The organism is Bordetella genomosp. 1, assembly GCF_002261335.1.
In the GTDB taxonomy this organism is placed as follows: Bacteria; Pseudomonadota; Gammaproteobacteria; order Burkholderiales; family Burkholderiaceae_B; genus Bordetella.
In genome coordinates, this window is the sequence record NZ_NEVL01000005.1 from 275,929 (window position 1) to 300,695 (window position 24,767).

Below are 24,767 nucleotides of genomic sequence, written 5' to 3' on the forward strand. Positions count from 1 at the left end.
ACACTCCAGGTTGAGGGGCGGCGCGGGCGCCGCGGTATCAGTCGGCGGCATCCGCCACGGGCAACGGCGCCTTTTCCTTGAACAGCAACATGGGCGTGCCGGCCGCCAGCACCGCGAGCCCGATCAGGCCGGCCACGCCGGTGTACTTGATGCTCGACCACAGCATGTAGCCGCAGGTGGCGCAGAACACGATGGGCGTGAGCGGATACAGCGGCACCCTGTAGGGCAGCGCGCGCCCGGGATGGCGCCAGCGCAGCACGAACACGGCGAAGCCCACCATCAGCAGGAAGAACCAGAACACCGGCGCGGTGTAGTCCACCATCGCCTTGAAGCCGTCGCGCGTGATCGTGCCCAGGCCGACCAGCGCCAGCGCGATCACGCCCTGCACGATCACGCCGTTGGCCGGGGTGCGCCCGCGCCCGTCCCACACGCCGACCCAGCGCATGAAACGCACGTCGCGCGCCATGGCGTAGAACACGCGGCCGCCGGTGAAGATGGTGGCGTTCAGCGTGGACAGCGCCGCCACCACGATCGCCATCGTCACGATGAGGCCGCCGGAGGGGCCGGTCACCGCGCGCATCATCTCGGTGGCCACGGCATCGGTGCCGCGCAGGCCCTCGAGCCCGAGGATGGACAGGAGCGCGATGTTCACCAGCACGTACAGCGTCACCAGGATGGCGGTGCCCATCACCAGCACCCGGGCGATGTTGCGCGGCGCGTCCTCGAGCTCGCCGGTGAGGTAGGCCGCTTCGTTCCAGCCGCCGTAGGTGAGCAGCACGAAGATCATGGCGGTACCCAGCGCGGCGGTCTCGGGCGCGATCGGCGTCGTCGCCGCACGCTCGCCGCCGTCGCCGAGCAGGCCGAACAGAATGATGGCCACCACCGCGCCCACCTCGATGAAGGTGATGGTGATCTGCAGCGTCTTGCTCTGCGTGGTGCCGATCACGTTCACGCCGGTGAGCAGCACGACCGACAGCGCCGCGTACAGGGCCGGCCCATAGGGCCCGAGCGGCGCCAGCTCCGACAGATAGTCGCCCAGCATGAACGCGACCGCGGCGATGGCGCCGGTCTGGATCACCGTGCAGCGGGCCCAGCCGAACATCATCGCCACCGAACGGCCATAGGCGCGCGACAGGAAGTGGTATTCGCCGCCCGCGTTCGGATGCGCGGCCGACAGCTCGGCATAACAGAGCGCCCCGACCAGCGTGACCAGGCCGCCCGCGACCCACACCAGGATGAAGGCCCATTCCGAACCCACGTTGGCGGCCACGATCGAGGGGGTGCGGAAGATGCCCACGCCGACCACCAGGCCGACCGTGATCACGACGGCATCGAACACCGAAAGCTGGGCCTGGGGTTGCGCTTGTACGCTCATAGCCGCCTTGTCGTTGTGAAGCATCGAGGGGATCGGGCCGGGCCCGACGCGGGGCGTCGCGGGTACGCGCCGGATGCCGGTTACGCCTGCCGGAAAGGATAATTCATGAATTTGTCAGGTTCATGGCCGACAGCTTGCCACAACTGGCGCGCGGCGCCCACGCGGCATGCGGATCAAGCTGTAACCCCCCTGTCCCTCGCACCGGATCCGTGCATGACGACGCGCGCCCCGCCGCCGGCGCCGCCGTGCCGCCACGGCGGCGGACTGTGTGCAGCCCACGGCGGCTGCCGCACTGAACCGCCGCCCCGGAACCCGGTCAGAACTCCACACGCGACGCCGACCGCGGCGCCCGCCGCCGCGCCACGCGCGCCCACGCCCAAGGAGATCCGCATGTCCAGCCCGATCCGCAATCCGAAATCCGCATCCCGCCCCGCGCAGGCCACGTCTTCTGCGTCTGCGTCCGCGGCCGAGCGCACCGCGCCGCGGCCCGCCGGCGTCACGCATGCGCCCTACTATCCGCGCAAGCGCCGGCGCGCCATCGCGTCGGGCGACCTGAGCGCGATGGCGCATCTGCTGAGCTGACGGGCAGCACCGATCCCGAATGCAAACGGGCGCCGCGAGGCGCCCGTTTGCATTGGGCGAGTGCCACGCACCGCCCTGCCCTGCCTGCGCGCTCAGTTCGTGCGCGCGAGCGTGAAGCCGAAGGTGTTCACGCCGTCGGGCCCGCTGTGCACGAACACCGTGCCGCCGTGCATCGACGCGATGGCGCGCACGATGGACAGGCCGAGCCCATGGTGCACGCCGCTGCGCGTGCGGGCCGCGTCGCCGCGATAGAAGCGCTCGAACAGACGGGCCTGCTGCGCCGCCGGAATCGGCTCGCCGAGATTCGACACCGACACGCGCGCCATGCCGCCTTCGTCGTCGATGCGCACCACCACCTCCGAACCCTCGCGGGCGTAGCGCGCCCCGTTCGACAGCAGGTTCGCGAGCGCGCGATGGAACAGGCGCCGGTCGGCATGGACCTGCGCATCGCCCTGCACCGCCACGCTGACGCCGCGTTGCGCGAAGGTGGCCTCCAGGTACTCGGCCGTCTTCTGCGCCTCGACGTGCAGGGAGAAGTCGCTCAGCTCGGCCGCGCGATTGCCGTTCTCGGCGCTCGACAGGAACAGCATGTCGTTGACGATGCTGCTCATGCGTTCGAGCTCCTCGAGGTTGGACTCCAGCAGGTCCTGCAGCTCCTCGACCCGGCGGGGATGCGCCAGCGACACCTGCGTCTGCCCGATCAGATTGGTGAGCGGCGTACGCAGTTCGTGCGCCACGTCGGCGTTGAAGCCCTCGAGCTGCAGCCAGGCCGATTCGCGCCGCGCCAGCGAGTTGTTGAACGACAGCGCCAGCTCGCGGATCTCGGGCGGCAGGTCTTCCACGTCGAGGCGCACGCGCGGCGCGTTGGGCGGCAGCGCGTTGGCCTCGCGGCTCAGGCGCCGCACCGGCAGCAGGCCGAGCTTGGCGATCCAGTAGCCCAGCAGGGCCACCAGCAGGATGCCCAGGCCCGAGGCCACGCTCATCACGCGGGTGAAGCTTTCCTTGGCGTTCAGGTAGGAGGTGGCGTCGAGCGCCACCACGAAGTCGACCTCGGGGCGTTCGCCCGACGCCGGCATGGTGCGCGCCAGCACGCACCAGATGCGCGCCGGCTCGCCATCCTTGACGAAGGTCACGTGGCCCGGCATCACCTGGCGGCCGTCCTTGGCCAACAGCGCGCGGCCGTAGGAGAAGCGCGGATCCTCCGATTGAATCCAGTAGCGCACGCGGCCGCCCTCGGGCGTCATGCCGTCGAGCTTGCGATGCACGATCTGCCAGTCTTCCTCGCTCTGGCGGCTCTCGATCATGGGATCGAGCAGCGAATGATGGAAGGCCAGCTCGCCCCGGATCTGCCCGCTCACCGAATCGGCCAGCACGCAATACAGGAAGAAGGCGACGCCGGAGAACACGACCGCGGCCGTGATGGCGAACATCACGGCCAGGCGCCAGGCGATGGGAATGCGGCGCATCATGCTGCGGTTTCGCTGCCGCCCGCGGCGCGGCGCGCCTCCAGCACGTAGCCCATGCCGCGCACGGTGTGCAGCAGCTTGTGCTCGTAGGGCGCGTCGACCTTGGCGCGCAGCCGCTTGACCGCGACCTCGACCACGTTCACGTCGCTGTCGAAATTCATGTCCCACACCTGTTCCGCGATCATCAGCTTGGACAGCACCTCGCCCTGGTGCCGCGCCAGCAGCGAGAGCAGCGCGAATTCCTTGGCGGTGAGTTCGAGCCGGGCACCGGCGCGCGTGGCCTTGCGCGCCAGCAGGTCGATCACCAGGTCGTCGACCTGCAGCGTGGTGGCCTCCATGGCATCGTTGCGGCGGCGGGTCTGCGCCTGCAGGCGCGCCACCAGCTCGGTGAACGAGAAGGGCTTGGGCAGATAGTCGTCGGCGCCCTTGCGCAGGCCGGTGACGCGGTCATCGACCGCGCCGCGCGCCGACAGCATGATGACCGGCGTGGCCTTGGTGCGGCGCAGTTGTTCGAGCACCGCATAGCCGTCCATGCCGGGCAGCATCAGGTCGAGCACGATCGCGTCGTAGTCGAATTCGAGCGCCAGGTGCAGGCCGTCGGTGCCGGTGTTGGCGACGTCGACGGTGTAGCCCAGCTCGGTCAGGCCGCGAAGAATGTAGGAGGACGTTTTTTCTTCGTCCTCGATGACGAGTACGCGCACGATGGATGTCTAGGCGGAACCAGGATTGACGCGCCCAGGCGGGCGCGCCGCTACGAAAGCAGGCGAGGGGCGCTCAATGTATCGCCGCCCGCTTGTCCGGCGGCTGTCCGCTTGCTGACATTCGTGTCAGCCGGGCGGCCGCGCGGCGGTTTCATGACATTTGCGTCAGCCGGCTGACCGGATGCCGTCAGGGATACGTCACCGGCCTGACAGCGCCTGCCCCCTACAGTGAGCCGACACACGCGCCCTGCCTCTGCCGTCGTCTGCAACGGCGCCGCGTGACCACCGCGGCCGCGTTGCGGGCCGTGCCGCAGCGACAACCCGAACATTGTAGAGCAATGGCCCACACCGACTCCGCCTTCAACCTGAACGACATCGCCATCTTCGTCGAGGTCGCCAAACGGCTCAACATCTCCCGCACCGCCGAGCTCATCGGCGTACCCGCCACCACCGTATCGCGCCGGCTGCGCGTGCTGGAATCGCGGCTGGGCGTGGAGCTGCTGTCGCGCAATACCCGCAGCATCGCCCTCACCGAGGCCGGCAAGCTCTATTACGACCGCTGCCGCATGCTGGTCGAGCAGGCCATCGATGCGCAGGACGTGCTGCTCGACGAGGGCATCCGCCCGCGCGGCACGCTCAAGGTGATGCTGCCCGATCCGCTCGACGGCATCGGCTTCGTCGCCATGGCCAGCGCATTCGCGCGCTCGTGGCCGGAGCTGCGGCTGCGCTGCGACTACGCGCACGACCGCGGCTGGGAAGGCGCGCGCGAATTCGACGTGGCGCTGCGCTGGGGCACCCAGGCCGACTCCGACCTGATCGCGCGCCGCATCGGCTTCTTCCCGTTCCGCCTCTACGCATCGCCCGCCTATCTGTCGCAACACGGCCGGCCCGCCCGTCCCGAAGAACTGGAAACGCACCAGTGCCTGATCGCCACCCAGTGCAGAGAGCTTGCCGCATGGGTGCTGGAGCGCGACGGCCGCCGCATGACGCTCGACCCGCAGGGCCGCCTGCATGCGCACGATCTCGAGATGACGCGCCGCTTCGCGGCCGCGGGCATGGGCATCGCGGCGCTGCCGGCCGACGACCCGCGCAACGACGCGCTCGTGCCGGTGCTCGACGATTGGACGCTGGCGCCGATCGCGCTCTATGCCATGTTCGGCAGCCGCACGCCGCCGGCGCGTGCACGCGCTTTCGTCGATGCCTTGATCGCGCACACGCGCAACGACGTCGCACCCGCCTTGCCGCGCCTTGCTGACACGAATGTCGGAATGCCGTCACGGGCCGGACAGCAGCGCGAGTCCAGAATGCAGGCATGGACGGCTTGAGTGTGTGTCCGCACCTCACCGGCCCTGTCTCAAACCGACTCCGAGGAGGTTCACATGAAAGCCCTTTCGATCCAACGCATTACCGCCGCCGTGCTGCTGAGCAGCGCATTCGCCATCGTTGCGCACGCACAGAACAGCCCTGCCGCGCCCCAGGCCGCGCAGGCGCAGGCCTATGGGAGCAACGCCAAGAAGGCGATCACGCGCGCCGAGGTGGAGCGCGACCTGCAGGCCTGGAAGGCATCGGGCCTGGGCCAGGAATGGAACGGCGAAGACACGCCCGAGATGGACAGCCCGGCCTACGAGGCGATGTATGAACACTACCTGCAACTGACCGGCCGCAACGCCGTCGCCCAACCGGGCGCCGGCGTGCCACGCAGCTGACACACGGCGCGCGTATAACGTCTGTGTTCCCAATGCGGCCGCGCAAGCGCGCCGTAGCCTGCGGCCTCGCGACCCTCCTGTCGCGAGGCCTTTTTTTTTGATGCGCGCGCAACCATCGCGCTCGGCGCGCGCCATTGATGACGATCTCTCGGCACGAATGCCTCTTCATCGCATGCCGCCGATTCCGGATACTGCGGCCATGCCTCGCGCCACGCGGCGCGGGGCATCGCAACGCAATCGGCGGACCGCGCCATCGTGGCGCGATCCCTAACGGAGAAGCATCAATGAAGAAGCATCTTTGCGGCGCCATGCTCGGCGCCGCGGCCCTCTCTGCCGCCGCGCCATCGCAGGCGCAGAGCACGAGTTCAGTCACGCTGTACGGCATCGTGGACGTGGGCGTGGGCTACGAGCGCGTCGACGGTCCCAACGGCTTCTCGCGCAGCAGCACCGGCATGGTCGACGGCGTCAACAGCGGCAGCCGCTTCGGCGTGCGCGGCGTGGAAGACCTGGGCGACGGCACGCGCGCGATCTTCACGCTGGAGGCGGGCTTCAATGCCAGCAACGGCGAGTCGGGCCAGGGCGGGCGCCTGTTCGGGCGCCGCGCCACCGTGGGCCTGCAGAACGACGGCTGGGGCACGCTCGAAGTGGGCCGCCAGACCAACCTCGCCTCCACCTGGATCGGCGATTCGGTCAGCCCCTTCGGCACCTCGTGGCGCACCGCCAATATCGGCACCACCTTCAGCGCGGCCAACACCATGCGGCTGGACAACCTGGTGCTGTATCAATCGCCCACGTATGGCGGCTTCCAGTTCGGCCTGGGCTACTCGTTCAACGCCGACGACACGCGCACCGCCAACAACGGCCAGCAGACCGGCTTCGGCACCGGCGACAACAACCGGCTGCTCACCACCGCGCTGCGCTACAGCAGCGGCCCGCTCTACCTGGCCGCCGCCTATGACCGCTTCAACCCGACCAACGATGCGGTGGGCGGCAAGTCGGATGCGCGCATCCAGTCGCTGATCCTGGGCGGCACCTATGACTTCGAGGTGGCGAAGCTTGCGCTGGCCTGGGGCCAGACGCGCGACGGCTGGTTCATCGGCCAGACCATGGGGACCTCGCCCGACGACGGCGGCTTCACCGACCTCGGCACTTTCTCGCTGGCCGATGGCTTCAAGGTGAACTCGACGCTGCTGGGCGTGACCGTGCCGTTCGGCCAGACCTCGCTGCTCGCGTCCTGGCAGCGCGCCGATCCCAACAACGACAGCCTCACCGGCGACGATGCGACGATGAACGTCTACAGCATCGGCGTCATGCACAACCTGTCGCAGCGCACCAACCTCTACGCCTACACCTCGTACGGCGACAACTACGCGTTCAACCGCGACGCCAGCAACCGCACCGTGGTCGCCGGCATCCGCCACCGGTTCTGAGCGTGCGCCGCGCCGTGCCGGGCCGTGATTGCCGCGATGCACCGCTTCAGCGGGAATGACACCTGACGCCGCGAAGGGCAGCGCGGCAGGCGCCACGCCGGAAGGGTCGGGCCGCCCCCTCGGGGCGGCCCGCTCGCATGCCGGGCTCAGGCCGGCGCGAGCGGCGCCAGCACCTCGGGCGTGAGCTGCGCCAGCGAGGTCACGCCGAGCAGGGCGAGATCGCGGCTCACCTCGTCGGTGATCAGGCGCAGCGCATGCGCCACGCCGGCCTCGCCGGCCACCGCGCCGGCATAGTTGATCGGCCGGCCGACGAACACCGCGCGCGCGCCCAGCGCGAGCGCCTTGAGCACGTCGGTGCCGCGCCGGATGCCGCTGTCGAGCATCACGTCGATGTCGTGGCCCACCGCCTCGGCGATCGCGGGCAGCGCATCGAGCGGCGGCAGCGCGCCGTCGAGCTGGCGCCCGCCGTGATTGGACACGATGATGCCGTCGATGCCGGCGGCGCGGGCGCGCAGCGCGTCCTCGACGTGCAGGATGCCCTTGATGACCATCGGCCCGCGCCAACGGCGCCGGATCTCGGCCACGTGGCTCCAGTTCAAATGGCCCCGGTCGGAGAAATCGCGCAACACGTTGCGCGACATCACCGGCGCGCCGCGCGTGGCGTAGTTGTTCTCGAAGTGCGGCATGCCGTGGCGCGCCAGCGTGCGCAGGAAGGTGCCGAACAGCCAGGCGGGATGGCTCACGCCCTGCCAGCCCAGCCGCAGGCTGGGTCGCAGCGGCGTGGAGAAACCGGCACGCACGTTGTTCTCGCGGTTGGCCGCCACCGGCGTGTCCACCGTGAGCACCAGGGTCTGCACGCCGGCCGCCTCGACCCGGTCGATCAGCGCGGTGATCTTCGCGGGATCGCCCGGCAGATAGGCCTGGAACCAGGTCTGGGGCGCGGCCGCCATCACCTCCTCGAGCCGGATCACCGACGAGCCGCTCATGATGCAGGGCAGCCGCGCCTGCGCCGCCGCACGCGCCTGGACGACGTCGCCGCGATAGGCCGTCATGGCCGACAGGCCCATCGGCGCGATGCCGACCGGCGCCGCGTAGTCCTGGCCGAGCAGCCGCACGCGGGTGTCGCGTTGCGACACGTCGACCAGCACGCGCGGCCGGAAGCCCCAGCGCGCATAGGCCGCGCGGTTGGCCCGCGCCGACACGCCCTCCTCGACCGCGCCGGACACGTAGGCGTAGAGCGGACCGGGCAGTTTGCGGCGCGCGTGGATCTCGAAATCGTCGAGGCTGAGAATGCGGCTCAGCAGGCGTGACATGGGGGCAGGTCTCCTCGTGGCGGTGGCGGCCCGTCCTGCGGGCCGTCTCGGCGCCGACTATAGTCGCCGCGTTCAGATCGGATAAAGCGAATTTATTGCTATATTTTTATTCGCTTTTTCGAATCCTTGGGCGCGCCATGACTCTGAAGCAACTCGAAGCGTTCTACTGGGCCGCCACCTGCCGCAACTTCGCGGTCGCGGCCAACCGGCTCAGCATTTCGGTGTCGTCGCTGTCCAAGCGCATCGGCGAACTGGAGGCCTCGCTCGGGGCCGCGCTGTTCAACCGCAGCGCGCGCAGCGCCAGCCTCACGCCGCTGGGCGAGCATCTGCTGCCGCACGCGCGCGAGCTGCTGCGCGGCGCCGATCAATTCCTGCAGCAGGCCGGCACGCAGCTCAGCTACGCCGGGCGCTGCCGCTTCGGCGTGGGCGAGCTCACCTCGCTGACGTGGATGCCGCGCCTGATCGAGGCGATCCAGCAGGCGCATCCCAATCTCCTGGTCGAACCCTTTGCCGGCGTGGGCCAGCTGGTCGAGGACGGGCTGGAGAACGGCGAGCTGGACTTCGCCATCATCGCCGGCCCCTCCTCGCGGCCGGCCGTGGCCTCGAGCCGCATCGGCCAGGCCGAGTTCGGCTGGGTCGCCGCGCCGCGCGCGCTCGGCCGGCGCCAGCGCGTGCGGCCCGCGCAGCTGGCCGACATGACGCTGGTGACGCTGCCGCAGAACTCCGGCGTGATCCGCATCCTCGATGACTGGCTGGCCGCGCACCACGTGGCGCCGGGCCGTGCGATGAACTGCAACAGCTGGGGCGCGGTGGCCGGCATGATCCGCCAGGGGCTGGGCGTGGGCTTCCTGCCGACGGCCTGGGCCGAGGTGCTGTGCCGGCGCGGCGACCTGGTCATGCTGGCCGACTTCCCGCCGCTCAATCCGCTGCAATACACCTTCCAGCGGCGCCGCGACGACACCCGGCCGATGCTCGACGACATGCGCAAGCTGGCCGCGAAGCTGATCGATTTCCACGCGCCGAGCTGCCTGGTGTGAGGCCGGCAGGCGCCGCCGACGCTTTCCAAAAAGCAAAGCATCGGCGGGAAAATTTATCGCTTTATTTCCGACTCGGCGTTTCGTACAGTGGGCTCATAACAGCCATCGGAGACAACGCAACATGCCCACCCACGGTTTCGCCATCCTGCCCCGCGCCGACGGCGTCAGCGACGAGGTACTGCGCCAATACCAGGATTTCGCGGTCGCCAACATCAGCGACGTGATGAGCCGCACGACCGGCACCACGGCGCTGCGCCCGTATCATCGTACGCGCCGCATCCTCGGCCGCGCCTTCACCGTGCGCACCCGCCCTGGCGACAACCTGATGGTGCACAAGGCGCTCGACAGCGCGCAGCCCGGCGACGTGATCGTGGTGGACGCGGGCGGCGACACGCGCAACGCCATCATCGGCGAAATCATGACGGGCTGGGGCGCCAGGCGCGGCCTGGCCGGCATCATCATCGACGGCGCGATCCGCGACACCGAGGTCATCGGCGCGGCCGACTTCCCCGTCTATGCGCGCGCGGCCGCCCATCGCGGCCCCTACAAGGACGGCCCGGGCGAGATCAATGTGCCGGTGAGCATCGACGGCATGGTGGTGCTGCCCGGCGACCTGATCGTGGGCGATGCCGACGGCCTGCTGGCGATCCGCGCCGACGAGGCCGCAGCGATCGCCGAGAAGGTGCGCGCGATCGCCGCCAGCGAGGCCAGCATCCTGGCGCAGATCGCGGCAGGCACGCTCGATCGCTCGTGGGTCGACGCCAGCCTCAAGGCCAAGGGCGCCCTCTGAACCGGATCCGCACCATGAGCCAACTCCCCATTCTCGCGCGCCTGGACCTGTGGGTGCACCCGATCTTCGACGAACGCGTGCAACAGGCCGGCCACGCCCGCCTGCGCGTGCTGCCCGCCCACGGCGACCCCGCCGTCACGCTGGCCGGCCTGCGCGAGGCCAGCGCCTATCACGTGCACGCCGCCAAGGACGAGCTGCCGCGGCCGCTGTGGGTCTCGGCCGAGCTGCTGCGCGAGTGCCCCGGCCTGCTGTGCGTCTCGTCCTCGGGCGCGGGCTACGACACCATCGACGTGGCCGCCTGCACCGCGGCCGGCGTGCCGGTGGTGAACCAGGCCGGCATGAACGGCGACTCGGTGGCCGAGCTGACCTTCGCGCTGCTGTTGGCCGTGCAACGCCGCGTGGTCGAGTCGCATCAGCAACTGCGCACGGGCCAGGGCTACACGCGCGAATCGCTGATGGGCCATGAGATCCGCGGCACCTGCATCGGGCTGGTGGGCATCGGGGAGATCGGCACGCGCGTGGCGCGCATCGCGCAGGGCTTCGGCATGCGCGTGTGCGCCTACGACCCGCTGCTCGAGTCGGCCACCATCCGTGCACGCGGCGCCGAGCCGGTGACGCTCGACGCCCTGCTCGCCCAGAGCGACGTGGTGTCGCTGCACTGCCCGCTCGATGCGGGCACGCGCGGCATGATCGGCGCGCGCGAATACGCGGCCATGAAACCCGGCGCGGTGTTTCTCTCGACCGCGCGCGGCGGCATCCACGACGAGGCCGCGCTCGAGGCCGCGCTGGCCGCGGGCCATCTGGCGGGCGCCGGCCTGGACGTGTGGCTGCAGGAGCCGCCCGGCAACGACGCGCCGCTGCTGCAGCGGCCCAACGTGGTCGGCACCTTCCACACCGCCGGCGTCACGCACGAGGCGCGCCGCAACGTGGCGCAGGGCTCGGCCGAACAATTGCTGATGATGTTGCGCGGCGAACGCCCGCCGCGCCTCGTCAACCCCGAGGTCTGGCCGCGCGCGCTCGAGCGCCTGCGGCGCGCGGCCTGAACGATCCACAACACGAGCGGCCCCAGGCCGCCATCCCCCAGGAGACATACCATGCAGCAACCCACCCTGCGGCGCGGCTACGCGCGCCTGCTGGCCGGCGTCACCCTGATGGCCGCGCTCACCGGCATGGGCGGCACGGCCCAGGCCGCCGGCTATCCCGAGCATCCGATCAACTTCATCGTGTCGTACGGCCCCGGCGGCGGCACCGACCTGCTGGCGCGCATGATGGCGCCGTTCCTGCAGAAATACCTGGGCAGCGACAGCCGCATCGTCGTGCTCAACCGCCCCGGCGCAGGCGGCGCGATCGGCTTTGCCGAGCTGGCGCGCGCCCAGCCCGACGGCTATACCATCGGCTTCATCAACACCCCCAACCTGCTCACCATTCCGATCGAGCGCAAGACCGCGTTCACGTGGAAGAGCTTCGACCTGATCGGCAACGTGGTCGACGATCCGGGCGCGTTCGCGGTGCTCGAGTCCAATCCGGTCAAGACGCTGGCGGAGCTGTCGACCTACGCCAAGTCCAAGCCGGCGGCCGCCACGGTGGGCACCACCGGCACCGGCTCCGACGATCACCTGGCCATGCTGCAGTTCGAGCGCGCCTCTGGCGCCAAGCTCACCCACGTGCCGTACAAGGGCGCGGGCGAAGTGCGCGGCGCGGTGGCCGGCGGCGAGATCATGATCGGCGCGATCAACGTGGGCGAGGTGCTGCAATACCAGAAGGGCGGCACGCCGCTGCGCTTCCTGGGCCAGATGGGCGCGACGCGCTCGCCGCTGCTGCCCGACGTGCCTACCTTCAAGGAGCAGGGCTTCGACATCGAGCTGGCCTCGTTGCGCGGCATCGCCGCGCCCAAGGGCCTGCCGGCGCCGGTGCGCGACAAGCTGGTGGCCGCGCTCGACCAGACCATGAAGGATCCCGCCTTCCAGGCCAAGGCGCGCGAGATGTACGCCCCGGTGCGCTACCTGGCGCCCGCCGACTATGCGCGCGAGCTGGAGGCGGGCGAGGCCACCTTCCGCAAGCTGTGGCAGCAGGCGCCGTGGATCGACAAGTAGGATCGCGGCTTTGCCGTGCAGGGGCCCGGCCGCAAGCCGGGCCTTTTGTTCGTGCAACGGCGCGTGCAACGGCGTGCGCAGCGGCGCGCGCAGCGGGGTTAAGCTGTGGCGGCGCCGTGTGGCGCGCTTCTGGAGTGGTTGCAGCATGAATACCCCGACCGGCCTGACCACCGCGCTCGCGCCCGGCAAGACCGACACGCTCGGCCTTGCCGGCCCGGCCGGCCATATCGAACTGCTGCGCGATGCGCCCGCGGGCGCGCCGCGCGGCCTGGCCATCGTCACCCATCCGCAGCCGCTCCTGGGCGGCAGCCCGCGCCACAAGATTCCGCACCGGCTCGCTCATGCGCTGCGCGACGACGGCTGGCTGGTGTATCGCCCGGCCTTTCGCGGCGTCGGCGCCAGCGCCGGAACCTACGATCACGGCGAGGGCGAGAGCGCCGACCTGCTCGCGCTGATCGCGGCGCTGCGCGCCGAGGCCGCCGCCCTGCCGCTGGCGCTGGTGGGGTTCTCGTTCGGCGCCTACGTGGCGGCGCGCACCGCGCGCGCCCTGGCCGATGCGGGCGCCAGCCCGGCCTGCACGGCGCTGGCCGGCCTGCCGGTGGGCGAGGTGCCGGCCGAACGCAGCTACGACACGCCGACGCTGCCGGCCGACGTGCTGCTGATCCACGGCGAGGCCGACGCCCAGGCGCCGCTCGCGCCGCTGATGGACTGGGCCCGGCCGACGCGCCACCCGGTCGTGGTGGTGCCCGGCACCGACCATTTCTTCAGCGGCGCGCTGGAGACGCTGATCGGCCTGGTGCGAGCCCACGCGGCGCGCGCGCTGCCCCCCGCCTGAGCGCAGGGCCCGGGCGGTCAACGCGCCGCCCCCGGGTTTTCGATTGTCTCAACCGCGCGACACCCGCCTTTTGCGCGTCCCGGGTGCCGTATCATGCAGTGTCACCCCGCCGCCTCGCGCGGGGCCACACTCGCAGGGCAGCCTCATGTTCGTCCGTCCGGTCGGTCCCACAGACGCCGATACCGTCAGCGCCTGCGTCGGCGCGCTTTTCAATGAACTGCGGGGCAATCCCCCCGACACGCCGCACGAATTCACGCGGGCCCAGGCGCGCGCCATCCTGGCCATGCGCGACCGCGTCTTCGGCTTCATGCTGCACGACACCGATGCGCGCCATCCGGTCGGCCTGATCATGCTGACCGAAAGCGCCGCGTTCTACGCCAAGGGCGTCTACGGCCTGATCACCGAGCTCTACATCCAGCCCGAGCACCGCAGCACCGGCCACGCCCAGCTGCTGCTCGACGCGGCCGCCGAGTTCGGCCGCCGGCGCGGCTGGAGCATGCTGGAAGTGGGCGCGCCGCCGCAGCCCAAGTGGCAGCGCTCCCACGCCTTCTATGTGAAGTCGGGCTTCCGCGAGATCGGTCCGCGCCTGCGCATCGATCTCTGAACGCCGCGGCTCAGGCGAGCGCCTGGGCCGCTTCGTGCTCCGACTTCAGCCCGCTCAGGAAGTACCGCTTGAGCAGCACCTGCGGCAGCCAGCGCATCGCCGCATTGCGCAACGCGAAGCTCCACGCCGAGGCCGGCACGTAGACCGGCGCGAGCTGGCGGCTGCGCGTCTGCAGCCGCGCGATGATGGGCCGCAGGCGCGCGTCGTGCGCCTGCAATGCCTGCGCCAGTGGCGCCTGCGCCAGCGTCTGCGCCAGCACCGCGGCCGAGGCCAGCGCCATGCCGGCGCCCTGCCCCGAGATCAGCGACAGGCTGTGCGCGGCATCCCCCGCGAGCAGGATGCGGCCAGCGTGCCAGCGCGGCATGTCCACCATGGCCAGGTCGTCCATCACGATGGGCGCATCGGCGGGCAGGCGCGCCAGGTTGCGTGCCACCTCCGGATGCGTGCCCGCCGCCAGCGCTTCCAGCATGGCGCGGCGCTGCGGCGCCGGCACCGCCCCCGACTCGACGCTGCGCCACACGTGCAGCGCGGCCATGCGGCCATCGCCCAGCCCGTGGTACTCCACCTGGTGCCCGACCGTCGCATACGACACGAAGTCGCGCGCCAGGCCGGCGGCGTTGTCGACCTCGTAGGCGGCATAGCGATAGCCCAGCGGCTCCAGGCGCGGATCGGCGCCGGCCGCGGCGCTCGCCGCGCCGAACACCCGGTCGCGCAGCGCCGAGCGCACGCCATCGGCGCCGATCAGCAGCTCGGCGCGCAGGGCCGTGCCGTCGGAAAGCGTCACGTCCACGCCCTGCGCGTCCTGCACCGCGTCGGCCACGGTACATGAGAGCCGCAGTTCGCAACGGTCCCGCACGGCCTCGTGCAGCACGCGCACCAGGTCGGTACGCCGCAGCGTGATCCAGTCGATCTGCGCCAGCAGGTCGCGATAGCGCAGCCGCAGGATCTCGCGCCCCTTGCGGTCGCGATAGACGTTTTCGCCGATCTCGCGTTCCACCTCGCGCAGCGCCGGCACCAGCCCCATTTTGCGCACCGTGTACAGGCCCGGGCCCGACAGGCCCATCATGTAGCCGCCGTCGCGCAGGTGCGGCGCGCGTTCGGCCAGCACCACGCGCCAGCCGGCGCCGGTGAGCCACCAGGCGCAGGCCAGCCCGGCCACGCCGGCCCCCGCGATCACGGCCAGGGGAGCTTGCTTGGTCAATTGTGTTCTCCAGAAAACGTGAGAGACGCCATGCGGCGCGCGATCCGCGCGACCACCGCCACGGCGAACGCGGCGCACGCCGCGGCCAGCCCGAAGCAGGCGCCATAACCCAGGGATTGCGCCAGCGCGCCGGCGGCCACGCCGGCCAGCGCCGCGGTCGCGGCGTCGGCGCACTGGAACAGCGTGAAATCCACGCCGGCCTGCGTCGGGGAGGCGTGGCCCATCAGCCAGGCGTAAAGCGCCACGAAGCCGGCCGCGGCCAGCCCGCCCTTCACCACGGCGGCCGCCAGCAGCCAGGCCGTGGCCACCGCCGGGCCGGCCAGCGCCAGCGCGCAGAACAGCACCAGCCCGAGCGATTGCAGCACCAGGCATTGGACGAGCGCACGGCGCGCACCTGCGCGGCGCACGATGAGGGCGCCGAGCGCGGTGCCCACCAGGCCCGCGCTGACGCCGCCCACGCCGTTGAACCAGCCCACGTCGGCCAGGCTCACGCCACGGTCGAGCAAGAACGGGCCGGTCATGCCGAGCGCGAGCCGCGACCCAAGCTGGAACACCACGGTCAGCACCAGCCCCATGCGCACCGCGGACCGGGCCCAGGCCGCGGCCAGGCTCGGTCGCACCGCCGCGCCCGGCCGTGGCGCCGGCGCCGGCCTGCCGCCGAGCAGGAACGGCAGCGTGAGCACGCACAGCAAGGCCGACAGCGCGACGAGCGCCACGCGCCAGCCGTGCGTGCCGAGCAGCACCACGAACAGCCCCGCCCCCGCGTACATGCCGAGATAGCTGCCGCCCACCTGCGCGGCGTTACCCCAGCCACGGCTATGCGGCGCAAGCTGTTCGACCGCATGGGCATCGCAGGCGATGTCCACGCTTGCGGCCAGCAGCGCCAGCAGGCCCAGGGCCAGCAGCAGCGGCGCCGCAGGTGGCTGGCCCGCCGCGGCCAGCGCGAGCAGCAGCGCGATCATCAGCGCCTGGCCCAGCACCACGATCAGCCGCGAGCGGCGCGGGCCGCCATCGGCCGGCAGGCGCCAGCGCTCGAGCGCCGGCGCCCACAGGAACTTCAGCGCCCACGGCAGGATGGCGAGCGACATCAGGCCGACCTGGCCCAGCGGCGCGCCGCTGTCGCGCAGCACCGCCGGCATGCCTTGCAACGTGATGCCGCCGACCACGCCCTGCGCCGCGTACACGCCGCCGATCGCGGCCAGCACGCGCGCGGCGGGCTGCCGGTCAATAGCGGTAGGCAACGTTCAGCCCCACCGTGCGGCCCGCGTCGACCTGGGCATAGTCGCCCAGCACGCCGCCGGCGAAGGCATAGGTGCGATAGCGCTTGTCGGTCAGGTTGTTGACGTAGGCGGTGATGTCCAGCCCGGTGCGCGGCGAGTACGTGATGCCGGCGTCCACCAGGGTGTAGGCATCCTGGCGCAGGTTGTTGGCCACGTCGAAATACTGCGAGCCGATGCGCCGCACCGCCACGCGCGGGCGCCACTGTCCGATCGGCGATCCATACGTGCCCTCGGCGCTGAGCTGCACCGTGTACGACGGCGAGAACGGCACGCGCGGCGAGCCGCAGTCGGCGCACGCCGCCGCGCTGAGCGAGCGGAAGCGGGCACGGTTCCAGCTCGCGTCCAGGCCCAGCGTCCATTGCGCCGTCACGTCCCAGCGCGCGTCGAACTCGATGCCGATGGAGCGCGTCTTGCCGACGTTCTCCAGATGCTGATAGCCGATCTGGTCGCTCACGTAGAGCTGGGCATCGCGCACGTCGATGCGATAGAGCGCCAGCCCGCCGCGCAGCGTGTCGCCCTGGTAGCGCGTGCCGACCTCGTAGCTGATGGCCTTCTCGCGGCCATAGGCCTCGGCGTCGCCGGCCGAGGTGGGCGCGAGGTTGTAGCCGGCGGGCTTGTAGCCCTGCGACACGTTGGCATAGGCGCGCCACGCATCGTCGAAGCGATAGCCGGCCGACACGCGCCCCAGCACCGTGTCGCCCCGGGTGCTGCTCTGTCCGCCGAAGTCGTCGTAGCCGAAGGTGGCGAAGTTCAGCGTGCTGCCGGCGAAGTCGGTGGTGGCCTTGTCGCGCGACCAGCGCACGCCGGCGCCCAGATCCAGGCGCTCGGTGGCGTGCCAGGTCAGGTCGGCGAAGGCGGCCAGCGATTCGGTGGTGTTGCGCGAACCGGTGTCGAGCGCGCGGATCGCCATCGGCGCGACCAGGTCGTTGATGTAGTCGCGCGACTGCACCACGCGCTGGCGGTACAGACCGAACACGCTGTCGACCGTGTTCACGCCGGTGGAGGCCAGGCGGATTTCCTGCACCTGCTGGCGCCAGTGTTCCGGCTGCTGCGTGAAGTACGGGCCGATGGGATACTCGCGGCTGTAGTGCAGGCGCTGCCAGGCGGCCATCGCCGAGACGCGCCAGCCGCTGAAATCGTATTGCGCGGTCAGGGCCTGGCTGGTGCCGCAACGGCGCTGCCGGAAGTCGGCCTCGTCGGCCGGGAAGCCGGGCTGCACGTAGGCCTCGCGGCTGTGGATGTCGTCGAACGGAACATAGCTGTCCTGGCTGGCGCGCGTGCATTCGCCACTGACGGCCAGGCCGATCTCCCACGGCGAGCCCTTGGGCGCGAGCCGCAGCCGCGCCGCGCCCGCGTTGGCGCTGTAGCCGCCCACGCCATCCTTGCCGGTGACGGGGTTCTCGAGCCGGCCGGGCGCGTCGGTGGTGACGCCGCTGATGCTGCCGTAGAGCAGGTCCTGGACCAGCGGACCGCTGGCGCCCGCGCGCAGGATATAGCCGTCGCGGCTCGACACGCCGGCACCCGCGCTCACGCGCACCTCGTCGCCGGGCACGTGCGAGACGATGTTGAGCACGCCGCCCAGCGCGCTCTTGCCGTACAGCGTGGACTGCGGGCCCTTGAGCAGCTCGACCCGTTCCACATCGACCAGCTGCTGCGCGGCGAAGGTCGGCAGCTGCGGCACGCCATCCACGTAGACGGTCAGCGCCGGGTTGAAGAAATCCTGCGCCGAGGTGATGCCGCGCACCGAGATCACGGGAAACAGCAGCGAGCCGCTCTGCGCCATCTGGACGCCGGGCAGCACGCGGCCCAGTTGCATCGTGTTCTCGACCTGCCGCGCCGCCAGTTCGCTGTCGGACACGACGCGCACGGCGCCGTTGACGCTGTCGAGCGCCTGGTCGCGCTTGGAGGCGCTGACCGTGATGGCCGGCAGTTCGGCGGGCGCGGCCGCCTCCTGGGCGGCGGCCTGGCCGGCGCCGAGCGCCAGCATCGCGAGCACGGCGGCGCGCAGGGCTTGGGGGTAAGTCATAGGACCTCGGGGAGGAAAGGATTCGCTTAGAATTGCAAATAAGAATTATTGTTATCAACTCGTCACCCGGCTAACGCTTTCCGGGCCGAGTTGTCGTTTTCGGGGTAGACCTTGCACACCGCCACCACCGCCGCCCGCGCCCCCCAGGCGCTCGCGGGCCAGTCCCATCCGCTGCTGCCGGCCGTCAGCCTCCCCGCCTCGTGGGCCGACATGGTGCGGGTCGAGAGCTATGAAGACGAGCTCACGATCACGGCCTGGGACGGCGTCCCTTCGCAGGCGCTCGACGTGCGCGCCGAGGGGCCGCCGATGCTGTGCATCGCGGTGTTTCTCGAAGGCACGGCCAGCATGGTGATCGACGGCGGCCCGCCGCTCGTGGCCGAATCCGGCATGGCGGTGATCCAGACCGGCGACCGCTGGGTGCGCGGCCACTTCCAGATGCCGGGCGGAAAGCCGGTCCGGCTGATCGACATCCGCTACACGCCGGCCGGCCTGCTGCGCGCGGGCGGACGCCCGCTGGCCGCATTGCAGGGCGACTTTCTGCAGGACCGCAGCGTGCCCGAAGCGGGCTCGCTGATGGCGGGCTTTCGCGCACCGCCGGCGCTGCTGCGCATCGCGACCGACGTGATCGAATGCCGCTACGAAGACGCCGCCGCGCGCCGGCTCTACCTGCGCGCCAAGGCGCTCGAGACGCTGGCGGTGGTGCTGGACATGCTCAACACCGGTGCGGGTCCGGCGATCGATCCGCGCGAACGGCGTCTGCTGGCGCGCGCCCGCGACCTGATCGAAACCCGCTACGACGAAGACTGGAGCGTGCGCCGGCTGGCCCAGACTGTGGGTCTGGGCGAGAAGCGGCTGAAGGCGGGCTTTCGCGCGGTCGCGGGCCGCACCGTGCACGCCTATCTGCTGGAGGTGCGGCTGGAGGCGGCCGCCAAGCTGCTCGAGGGCGGCCAGCCGGTCACCGCCACCGCGCTGGCGATCGGCTTCTCCAACCTGAGCCACTTCAGCAAGATGTTCCGCCGGGTCAAGGGCGTGGCGCCGAGCCGCTGGGCCCGCAGCGCCCAGGGCACGCCGCCAGATCCGGCCACCGCTGCTGACAAGGCGAAACGTGCATGACGCGGCACAGCCGCTACACTGTTGCTGTGTTATTCAGCTATTGGTAAGCCCCATGCGTCTGTTGATTGCCCTGCTGTTGCCCCCGCTCGTGTTCTTCACCATCGGCCGCCCCTTTGCCGGCCTGTTCTGCCTGATCCTGCAGATCACGCTGATCGGCTGGATTCCGGCGGCCATCTGGGCCGTGTATTCGCTCAGCCAGTACAACACCGACAAGAAGATCTCCAAGGCGCTGGGCCGCTGAGCCCACGCCTGCGCATCGGCTCGTCGCCGTGAGCGATGAGCGCTGTGCTAAATTTTCGCTCCGCGCGGCCCGTGATTCCTGCTTCTGGCCGCGAGGAGACTCCTCTTGCGCATTCCACTGAAGCACTGGCTCGCGGCTTTCGCGCCCGTGCCCGTCGGCGCCAACGCCCGAGAAAAGTGCTACGGCTCGCTCGGCGCCCTGCTCGGCCTGTTCGTGACCGAATGGATCGGCCGCCACACCCTGGGTGTGGCCAGCCCCTGGTTCATCGCCCCCATGGGCGCCTCGTCCGTCCTGCTGTTCGCCGCCCCCGCCAGCCCCCTGGCGCAGCCCTGGTCGATCCTGGGCGGCAACGTCGTGTCCGCCGTGATGGGCGTGACCTGCGCACTGCTCATTCCCACGCCGGGCCTGGCCGCCGCCGTGGCCTGCGCCAGCGCCATTGCCGCCATGTTCGCGCTGCGCTGCCTGCACCCGCCCGGCGGCGCGGTCGCGCTGACCGCCGTGCTCGGCGGCTCGGCGGTCACGCAGCTGGGCTACGGCTTCGTGCTGTGGCCGGTCGCGCTCAACTCGCTGATCCTGGTCTGCATCGGCGTGGTGTTCAACGGCGTCCTGCGCCGCAACTATCCGCGCCGCCCGGCCGAGGCCCCGGCGCAGCATGGCACGCGCGACCCCGCCGCCAGCAGCCGGCTGGGCTTCACCAGCGCCGACCTGGAAGCGGCGCTGGGCGAACGCGGCGAGCTGCTCGACATCAGCCGCGAAGACCTGGAATCGATCGTGATGGCCGCCGAGGGCCGCGCGGCGGTACGCCGTTTCGGCGAGGTGCGCTGCGCCGACATCATGTCGCGCGACGTGATCGCGGTGGCGCCCGAAGACACGCTGGACCACGCGGCGCAATTGTTGCGCCTGCATCGATTGCAGGCCCTGCCGGTGCGCGACGGCGAGGGCCACTACCTCGGCATGATGGCCGAACGCGACCTGCTCGCGCGCCAGGCACGCACCCTCAACCCCGCCACGCCCGCGCTGGTGCGCGACTGCCTGCGCTCGGAAGTGCCGTTCGCCACGCCCGACCTGCCCATCGTGGAGCTCGCGCGCCCGATGGCCGACGGCCTGCACTGCGTGCCGGTGCTCGATGCGCAGGGCCACGTCGTGGGCCTGGTCACGCAATCGGACCTCGTGGGCGCGCTCTACCAGATCGCGCTCGCGGCCGACACCACGCCGCATCCGAACCGGCTCGCCGCCTGAACGCGGCCCGCGCCCCAAAGCAAAAGGCCCGCTTGCGCGGGCCTTTTGCTGCTTGCGGGAATCAGCAAGCCAGTATCACTTGAGCTTGCGCAGCCAGTTGTGCGGATCGGCGGCGCGGCCGCGCTGGATGTCGATCAGCGCGGCCTTCAGGCGTTCGGTGACCGGGCCGGCCTGGCCCTGGCCCATCGTGAAGCCGTGCTTGCGACCCTTGACCTCGCCGATCGGCGTGACCACGGCGGCGGTGCCGCAGGCGAAGGCCTCGGTGAGGCGGCCGCTCTTGGCATCGGCCTGCCATTGGTCGATCGAATAGGGCTCTTCGCGCACGGTGATGCCCAGGCCGCGCGCCAGGTTGATCAGCGAATCGCGCGTGATGCCGGGCAGGATGGTGCCGGTGAGCGGCGGGGTCTGGATCGAGCCGTCGGCGAACACGAAGAACACGTTCATGCCGCCCAGCTCCTCGATCCAGCGGCGCTCGACCGCGTCGAGGAACACCACCTGCTCGCAGCCTTCCTTCTGGCCTTCGGCCTGCGCCAGCAGGCTGGCGGCGTAGTTGCCGCCGCACTTGGCGTCGCCCGTGCCGCCCGGCGCGGCGCGGGTGTAGTTGTCGGAGACCCAGATCTTGACCGCGCCGGCGCCGCTCTTGAAATAGGCGCCCACGGGCGAGGCGATCACGCAGAACAGGTAGTCGGTGGAGGGCTTGGTGCCCAGCGCGACTTCAGTGCTGATCATGAACGGACGCAGGTACAGCGAGGCGCCCTCGGCCGACGGAATCCAGTCCTGGTCGATACGCACCAGCTGCTCGACCGCCTCGATGAAGAGCTCCTCGGGCAGCTCGGCCATGGCCAGGCGGCGGGCGGAGTTGCGGAAGCGGCGCGCGTTGGCATCGGGGCGGAACAGCGTGGCCGAACCATCGGGCAGGCGGTAGGCCTTCAGGCCCTCGAAGATCTCCTGGGCGTAGTGCAGCACCAGGGTCGAGGGATTGAGCTGCAGGTCGGCGCGCGGTTCGATGCGCGCGTCGTGCCAGCCCTTGGCTTCCGAGTAGCGGATGGTTGCCATGTGGTCGGTGAACAGGCGGCCGAAGCCGGGATCCTGCAGGCGGCGCGTGCGCTCGTCGGCGGCGACCGGGGCCGTGTGGGGGGTGATGGCAAAGGAAATACGCGAAGACTCGCTCATGTCTGCTCCCTGGAATGTCGAGCCGCGGCCGGACGGCCGGCGGTAAAAACCGGTGGGCGGGCCGTGCCGGAGCGCAACGTTCCGGGGCGGCAGGTGCGCCATAGGCGAGAGCTTAACGCCTGGCGGCCTTTCCCGCGCGGCGCAATCGCCGGATTCAGCACGCCGAAAGGCGCAAATCGACTTGGTAAGATCGCCCCTCCGGACACCCACGTGAGATCGACATGGAACTGACCCCGCCCGGCAAGCCGCGGAAGGCGCTCGAACGCGAGGCCGCCGACGCCAGACCCTGGCAATCGCAATGAGCGCGGCCCCCGGCACGGTCACCCGCGTCGGCCGCCTGATCGGGTTCGACATCGACACGCGCGACCCCGACACGCTGCGTCTGCGCGCGCGCCAGTTTCCGCTGGTGTTCGTGCTGCTGCTGGTGTGCGGCATGCTCATGGTGCTCACCGGCGTCTTCATCTACGAAGGCGACGACATCCTCGGCAAGCTCGCGCGCGACAACGGCATCACGCAACTGCTGGTGGGCCTGTGCATGCTGATGCTGGCCGCGGCCGGCCCCGCCGGGCTGATCTACTGGCCGGCGCGCGAGGCCTGGGTGTTCTCGCGCTCGCGCCAGGAAGCCTGGCTCGAGACGCGCAACGTGTTCGGCCTGCGCTACCGCCATTCCGATCCGATCCCGCTGGCGCGGTTGCGCGGCATGCACCTGCGCGCGTACACGCAATCGCACGTCCCGACGCTCTCCCCGGTCATCGTCGGCGAGGACGGACGCGCCCATCCGATCGGCCTGTCGGCGGTGTCGATGCGGCAGCACTCGCCCTCCGTGCAGGCCTTTCTCGCGGCCATCGCGGCCTTTCTCGGCCGCGGCTGGGGCGAGCCCATCACGGACGAACAGACCTGGGACCGCCTGATGGCCGAGCACGAGCGTGCCGGGCGCGCGCGCCGCCCGGACCCGGCCGCCGCGTCGGCCGCCCCGCCTTCGGTATCGGCATCGGTATCCGCACCCGCCGACGCGGACACGCCCGCCGGAGCGCCCGGGCGCAGGCGCAGCAAGGGCCGGCGCGGCCGCAAGCGCGGCGCCCGCCAGGAGCCGGCACAGGCCGGTGGCTGGCAGTCGCGGCCACCGCTCGCGTCGGCGCGCGATGACGTCGAGACGGCCGGGCCCGCCGACAGCAAATGGCCGGCCATCTCGATGCCGGTACGCGTCTTCATCGGCGTGCTCGGCGTGTTCTTCGCCGTGCTCACGCTGAACAACGCCCTGGCGCTGCTCAGCGCGCTGTTCTCGGGCCGGCTGTCGTATTCGGCCAGCCGGCCGAGCTACTCCCGCTCGATCATCCATTTCTCCGAGGAGCCGATCTGGTTCTGCGTCACCTTTCTGGTGCAGACGCTCATCCTGCTGCTGATCGCCGGCCTCGCCTATGGCTGCCTCAAGGGCGCGCTGGTCGCACCGGGGCAGAAGCCCAACAAGGACCGGCGCTGAGCCGCTCACCGCACGCACGACCGCAACCCGATTCGCGTTGCGGTCTTTCGCGGCAGGCACCGATCGACGCGTTACCCTTGCAGGGTCAACCGATCTTCCAGGAGTACCGATGTCCAGCAACGACTACACCCCGCCCGAAGTCTGGCAGCCCGGCAATCCCGCCGCCACCTCGAGCGCGGCCGCGCGCCTGAACCGCCCCGTGGCCGGCGCCACGCACGAGAAGGCGCTGCCGGTGGGCAAGCATCCGCTGCAGCTCTATTCGCTCGGCACGCCCAACGGCCAGAAGGTCACGATCATGCTGGAAGAGCTGCTCGCCGCGGGCCACACCGGCGCCGAGTACGACGCCTGGCTGATCCGCATCGGCGAGGGCGACCAGTTCGGCAGCGGCTTCGTCGACGTCAATCCCAACTCCAAGATCCCCGCGCTGGTCGACCGTTCCGGTCCCCAGCCAATCCGTGTATTCGAGTCCGGCGCCATCCTGCTGCACCTGGCCGAGAAGTTCGGCGCGTTCTTGCCCACCGACCCCGCCGGCCGCGCCGAGCTGCTGTCGTGGCTGTTCTGGCAGATGGGCAGCGCGCCCTACGTGGGTGGCGGCTTCGGCCACTTCTACGCCTATGCGCCGGTCAAGATCGAATACGCGATCGACCGCTTCACGATGGAGGCCAAGCGCCAGCTCGACGTGCTCGACCGCCGTCTCGCCGAACAGCCCTTCCTCGCCGGCGACACCTACACCATCGCCGACATCGCCGTGTTCCCCTGGTATGCCGGCCTGATCAAGGGTTGGGTCTACGACGCGGCCACCTTCCTGTCGGCGCACGAGTACCGCAACCTGCATCGCTGGGCCGATGCCATCGCGGCGCGGCCCGCGGTCAAGCGCGGGCTGATGGTGAACCGCCTGCGCGGCGATCCCTCGCAGCAGTTGCACGAGCGCCACGACGCCAGCGATTTCGACACCCGCACGCAGGACAAGCTCGCCGCCCAGGCCTGATCGCCCGGACCGCCGGCGCAGGCGCGCCGCACCCGCGACGGCACCCCTCGGGGTGCCGTTTTCCATGGCCGCGCGCAGGCCCGGGCGGCCGCAA

General features: G+C 70.7%; 23 protein-coding genes. 15 read left to right on the forward strand and 8 right to left on the reverse strand.

What is annotated here, in order from left to right:
- Nucleotides 1-37: 37 nt before the first annotated feature.
- Nucleotides 38-1,375 carry an APC family permease gene (locus CEG14_RS21980; protein ID WP_094828529.1) on the reverse strand — a complete coding sequence of 446 codons (1,338 nt, stop codon included), beginning with the start codon at nucleotides 1,373-1,375 and terminating at the stop codon, nucleotides 38-40.
- A gap of 390 nt (nucleotides 1,376-1,765) precedes the next feature.
- Here CEG14_RS21980 and CEG14_RS21985 point away from each other — a divergent pair, with 390 nt between their 5' ends.
- The gene (locus CEG14_RS21985) at nucleotides 1,766-1,957 is read left to right on the forward strand and encodes a hypothetical protein (protein ID WP_094828530.1); all 192 of its coding nucleotides are present in this window, start codon (nucleotides 1,766-1,768) and stop codon (nucleotides 1,955-1,957) included.
- Nucleotides 1,958-2,049: 92 nt separating this feature from the next.
- On the opposite strand, the gene CEG14_RS21990 is transcribed toward CEG14_RS21985, so the two are convergent.
- Nucleotides 2,050-3,426: a heavy metal sensor histidine kinase gene (locus CEG14_RS21990; protein ID WP_255032123.1), complete on the reverse strand. Its 1,377-nt coding sequence runs from the start codon at nucleotides 3,424-3,426 to the stop codon at nucleotides 2,050-2,052.
- On the reverse strand, nucleotides 3,423-4,124 hold the full coding sequence (locus CEG14_RS21995; protein ID WP_094828531.1) for a heavy metal response regulator transcription factor: 702 nt from the start codon (nucleotides 4,122-4,124) through the stop codon (nucleotides 3,423-3,425). The genes CEG14_RS21990 and CEG14_RS21995 overlap by 4 nt, the downstream gene beginning before the upstream one ends.
- Nucleotides 4,125-4,462: 338 nt before the next feature.
- Between CEG14_RS21995 and CEG14_RS22000 the strand changes: the two genes are divergently transcribed.
- The 3 genes from CEG14_RS22000 to CEG14_RS22010 all read left to right on the forward strand — a co-directional run bounded on the left by CEG14_RS22000 (nucleotide 4,463) and on the right by CEG14_RS22010 (nucleotide 7,260).
- Complete coding sequence (locus CEG14_RS22000; protein ID WP_094828532.1) at nucleotides 4,463-5,449, forward strand: LysR family transcriptional regulator; 987 nt, start codon at nucleotides 4,463-4,465, stop codon at nucleotides 5,447-5,449.
- Nucleotides 5,450-5,503: 54 nt separating this feature from the next.
- Complete coding sequence (locus CEG14_RS22005; protein WP_094828533.1) at nucleotides 5,504-5,830, forward strand: DUF4148 domain-containing protein; 327 nt, start codon at nucleotides 5,504-5,506, stop codon at nucleotides 5,828-5,830.
- 284 nt (nucleotides 5,831-6,114) lie between these two features.
- Nucleotides 6,115-7,260 (forward strand): porin, encoded by a 1,146-nt coding sequence (locus CEG14_RS22010; protein WP_373454224.1) that lies wholly within the window; start codon nucleotides 6,115-6,117, stop codon nucleotides 7,258-7,260.
- 146 nt (nucleotides 7,261-7,406) lie between these two features.
- Here the strand turns inward: CEG14_RS22010 and CEG14_RS22015 are convergent, their stop codons facing one another.
- Nucleotides 7,407-8,573 (reverse strand): alpha-hydroxy acid oxidase, encoded by a 1,167-nt coding sequence (locus CEG14_RS22015; protein ID WP_094828534.1) that lies wholly within the window; start codon nucleotides 8,571-8,573, stop codon nucleotides 7,407-7,409.
- A 137-nt stretch (nucleotides 8,574-8,710) separates the two neighbouring features.
- Between CEG14_RS22015 and CEG14_RS22020 the strand changes: the two genes are divergently transcribed.
- The 6 genes from CEG14_RS22020 (at nucleotide 8,711) to CEG14_RS22045 (ending at nucleotide 13,932) form a co-directional block, all read left to right on the forward strand.
- Complete coding sequence (locus CEG14_RS22020) at nucleotides 8,711-9,610, forward strand: LysR family transcriptional regulator (protein ID WP_094828535.1); 900 nt, start codon at nucleotides 8,711-8,713, stop codon at nucleotides 9,608-9,610.
- A 121-nt stretch (nucleotides 9,611-9,731) separates the two neighbouring features.
- The gene (locus CEG14_RS22025) at nucleotides 9,732-10,400 is read left to right on the forward strand and encodes an RraA family protein (protein ID WP_094828536.1); all 669 of its coding nucleotides are present in this window, start codon (nucleotides 9,732-9,734) and stop codon (nucleotides 10,398-10,400) included.
- A gap of 14 nt (nucleotides 10,401-10,414) precedes the next feature.
- Nucleotides 10,415-11,443 carry an NAD(P)-dependent oxidoreductase gene (locus tag CEG14_RS22030; protein WP_094828537.1) on the forward strand — a complete coding sequence of 343 codons (1,029 nt, stop codon included), beginning with the start codon at nucleotides 10,415-10,417 and terminating at the stop codon, nucleotides 11,441-11,443.
- A 51-nt stretch (nucleotides 11,444-11,494) separates the two neighbouring features.
- Nucleotides 11,495-12,493: a Bug family tripartite tricarboxylate transporter substrate binding protein gene (locus CEG14_RS22035; protein ID WP_094828538.1), complete on the forward strand. Its 999-nt coding sequence runs from the start codon at nucleotides 11,495-11,497 to the stop codon at nucleotides 12,491-12,493.
- Nucleotides 12,494-12,638: 145 nt separating this feature from the next.
- Nucleotides 12,639-13,328, forward strand: a complete 690-nt coding sequence (locus CEG14_RS22040) for an alpha/beta hydrolase (RefSeq protein ID WP_094828539.1) — start codon at nucleotides 12,639-12,641, stop codon at nucleotides 13,326-13,328.
- Between the two features lie 145 nt (nucleotides 13,329-13,473).
- Nucleotides 13,474-13,932 carry a GNAT family N-acetyltransferase gene (locus CEG14_RS22045; RefSeq protein ID WP_094828540.1) on the forward strand — a complete coding sequence of 153 codons (459 nt, stop codon included), beginning with the start codon at nucleotides 13,474-13,476 and terminating at the stop codon, nucleotides 13,930-13,932.
- Nucleotides 13,933-13,942: 10 nt separating this feature from the next.
- On the opposite strand, the gene CEG14_RS22050 is transcribed toward CEG14_RS22045, so the two are convergent.
- Genes CEG14_RS22050 through CEG14_RS22055 form a run of 3 tightly spaced genes read right to left on the reverse strand, consistent with a single transcriptional unit; the run spans nucleotide 13,943 to nucleotide 18,439 of the window.
- A complete protein-coding gene (locus CEG14_RS22050; protein WP_143277259.1) occupies nucleotides 13,943-15,133 on the reverse strand; it encodes an FAD-dependent monooxygenase in 1,191 nt (396 codons plus the stop codon).
- Nucleotides 15,130-16,374, reverse strand: a complete 1,245-nt coding sequence (locus CEG14_RS26705) for an MFS transporter (RefSeq protein WP_143277260.1) — start codon at nucleotides 16,372-16,374, stop codon at nucleotides 15,130-15,132. Before CEG14_RS26705 ends, CEG14_RS22050 begins: the two co-directional genes overlap by 4 nt.
- Nucleotides 16,358-18,439 (reverse strand): TonB-dependent receptor, encoded by a 2,082-nt coding sequence (locus tag CEG14_RS22055; RefSeq protein ID WP_094828542.1) that lies wholly within the window; start codon nucleotides 18,437-18,439, stop codon nucleotides 16,358-16,360. Before CEG14_RS22055 ends, CEG14_RS26705 begins: the two co-directional genes overlap by 17 nt.
- 111 nt (nucleotides 18,440-18,550) lie before the next feature.
- Here CEG14_RS22055 and CEG14_RS22060 point away from each other — a divergent pair, with 111 nt between their 5' ends.
- The 3 genes from CEG14_RS22060 (at nucleotide 18,551) to CEG14_RS22070 (ending at nucleotide 21,032) form a co-directional block, all read left to right on the forward strand.
- A complete protein-coding gene (locus CEG14_RS22060) occupies nucleotides 18,551-19,552 on the forward strand; it encodes a helix-turn-helix transcriptional regulator (RefSeq protein WP_256985902.1) in 1,002 nt (333 codons plus the stop codon).
- Between the two features lie 52 nt (nucleotides 19,553-19,604).
- Nucleotides 19,605-19,793, forward strand: a complete 189-nt coding sequence (locus CEG14_RS22065) for a YqaE/Pmp3 family membrane protein (protein ID WP_094828543.1) — start codon at nucleotides 19,605-19,607, stop codon at nucleotides 19,791-19,793.
- Between the two features lie 105 nt (nucleotides 19,794-19,898).
- The gene (locus CEG14_RS22070; protein WP_256985903.1) at nucleotides 19,899-21,032 is read left to right on the forward strand and encodes an HPP family protein; all 1,134 of its coding nucleotides are present in this window, start codon (nucleotides 19,899-19,901) and stop codon (nucleotides 21,030-21,032) included.
- A gap of 75 nt (nucleotides 21,033-21,107) precedes the next feature.
- Here CEG14_RS22070 and CEG14_RS22075 read toward each other — a convergent pair whose 3' ends face one another.
- Nucleotides 21,108-22,205, reverse strand: coding sequence for a branched-chain amino acid aminotransferase (locus CEG14_RS22075; protein WP_094828544.1), 1,098 nt, complete (start codon nucleotides 22,203-22,205; stop codon nucleotides 21,108-21,110).
- A gap of 298 nt (nucleotides 22,206-22,503) precedes the next feature.
- On the opposite strand from CEG14_RS22075, the gene CEG14_RS22080 reads away from it, so the two are divergent.
- Entirely contained in the window at nucleotides 22,504-23,685 is a 1,182-nt protein-coding gene (locus tag CEG14_RS22080; RefSeq protein ID WP_094828545.1) for a hypothetical protein, read from the forward strand.
- 109 nt (nucleotides 23,686-23,794) lie between these two features.
- The gene (yghU, locus tag CEG14_RS22085) at nucleotides 23,795-24,673 is read left to right on the forward strand and encodes a glutathione-dependent disulfide-bond oxidoreductase (protein ID WP_094828546.1); all 879 of its coding nucleotides are present in this window, start codon (nucleotides 23,795-23,797) and stop codon (nucleotides 24,671-24,673) included.
- The last annotated feature ends 94 nt before the right edge of the window (nucleotides 24,674-24,767 follow it).

Coding starts and splice junctions, on each gene's coding strand:
- CEG14_RS21980 (WP_094828529.1), bottom strand. CDS start 1,375: ATGAGCGTACAAGCGCAACCCCAGGCCCAGCTTTCGGTGTTCGATGCC.
- CEG14_RS22020 (WP_094828535.1), top strand. CDS start 8,711: ATGACTCTGAAGCAACTCGAAGCGTTCTACTGGGCCGCCACCTGCCGC.
- CEG14_RS22080 (WP_094828545.1), top strand. CDS start 22,504: ATGAGCGCGGCCCCCGGCACGGTCACCCGCGTCGGCCGCCTGATCGGG.
- CEG14_RS21990 (WP_255032123.1), bottom strand. CDS start 3,426: ATGATGCGCCGCATTCCCATCGCCTGGCGCCTGGCCGTGATGTTCGCC.
- CEG14_RS22055 (WP_094828542.1), bottom strand. CDS start 18,439: ATGACTTACCCCCAAGCCCTGCGCGCCGCCGTGCTCGCGATGCTGGCG.
- CEG14_RS22010 (WP_373454224.1), top strand. CDS start 6,115: ATGAAGAAGCATCTTTGCGGCGCCATGCTCGGCGCCGCGGCCCTCTCT.
- CEG14_RS22005 (WP_094828533.1), top strand. CDS start 5,504: ATGAAAGCCCTTTCGATCCAACGCATTACCGCCGCCGTGCTGCTGAGC.
- yghU (WP_094828546.1), top strand. CDS start 23,795: ATGTCCAGCAACGACTACACCCCGCCCGAAGTCTGGCAGCCCGGCAAT.
- CEG14_RS22015 (WP_094828534.1), bottom strand. CDS start 8,573: ATGTCACGCCTGCTGAGCCGCATTCTCAGCCTCGACGATTTCGAGATC.
- CEG14_RS21985 (WP_094828530.1), top strand. CDS start 1,766: ATGTCCAGCCCGATCCGCAATCCGAAATCCGCATCCCGCCCCGCGCAG.
- CEG14_RS22040 (WP_094828539.1), top strand. CDS start 12,639: ATGAATACCCCGACCGGCCTGACCACCGCGCTCGCGCCCGGCAAGACC.
- CEG14_RS22045 (WP_094828540.1), top strand. CDS start 13,474: ATGTTCGTCCGTCCGGTCGGTCCCACAGACGCCGATACCGTCAGCGCC.
- CEG14_RS22030 (WP_094828537.1), top strand. CDS start 10,415: ATGAGCCAACTCCCCATTCTCGCGCGCCTGGACCTGTGGGTGCACCCG.
- CEG14_RS22035 (WP_094828538.1), top strand. CDS start 11,495: ATGCAGCAACCCACCCTGCGGCGCGGCTACGCGCGCCTGCTGGCCGGC.
- CEG14_RS22065 (WP_094828543.1), top strand. CDS start 19,605: ATGCGTCTGTTGATTGCCCTGCTGTTGCCCCCGCTCGTGTTCTTCACC.
- CEG14_RS22000 (WP_094828532.1), top strand. CDS start 4,463: ATGGCCCACACCGACTCCGCCTTCAACCTGAACGACATCGCCATCTTC.
- CEG14_RS22075 (WP_094828544.1), bottom strand. CDS start 22,205: ATGAGCGAGTCTTCGCGTATTTCCTTTGCCATCACCCCCCACACGGCC.
- CEG14_RS22025 (WP_094828536.1), top strand. CDS start 9,732: ATGCCCACCCACGGTTTCGCCATCCTGCCCCGCGCCGACGGCGTCAGC.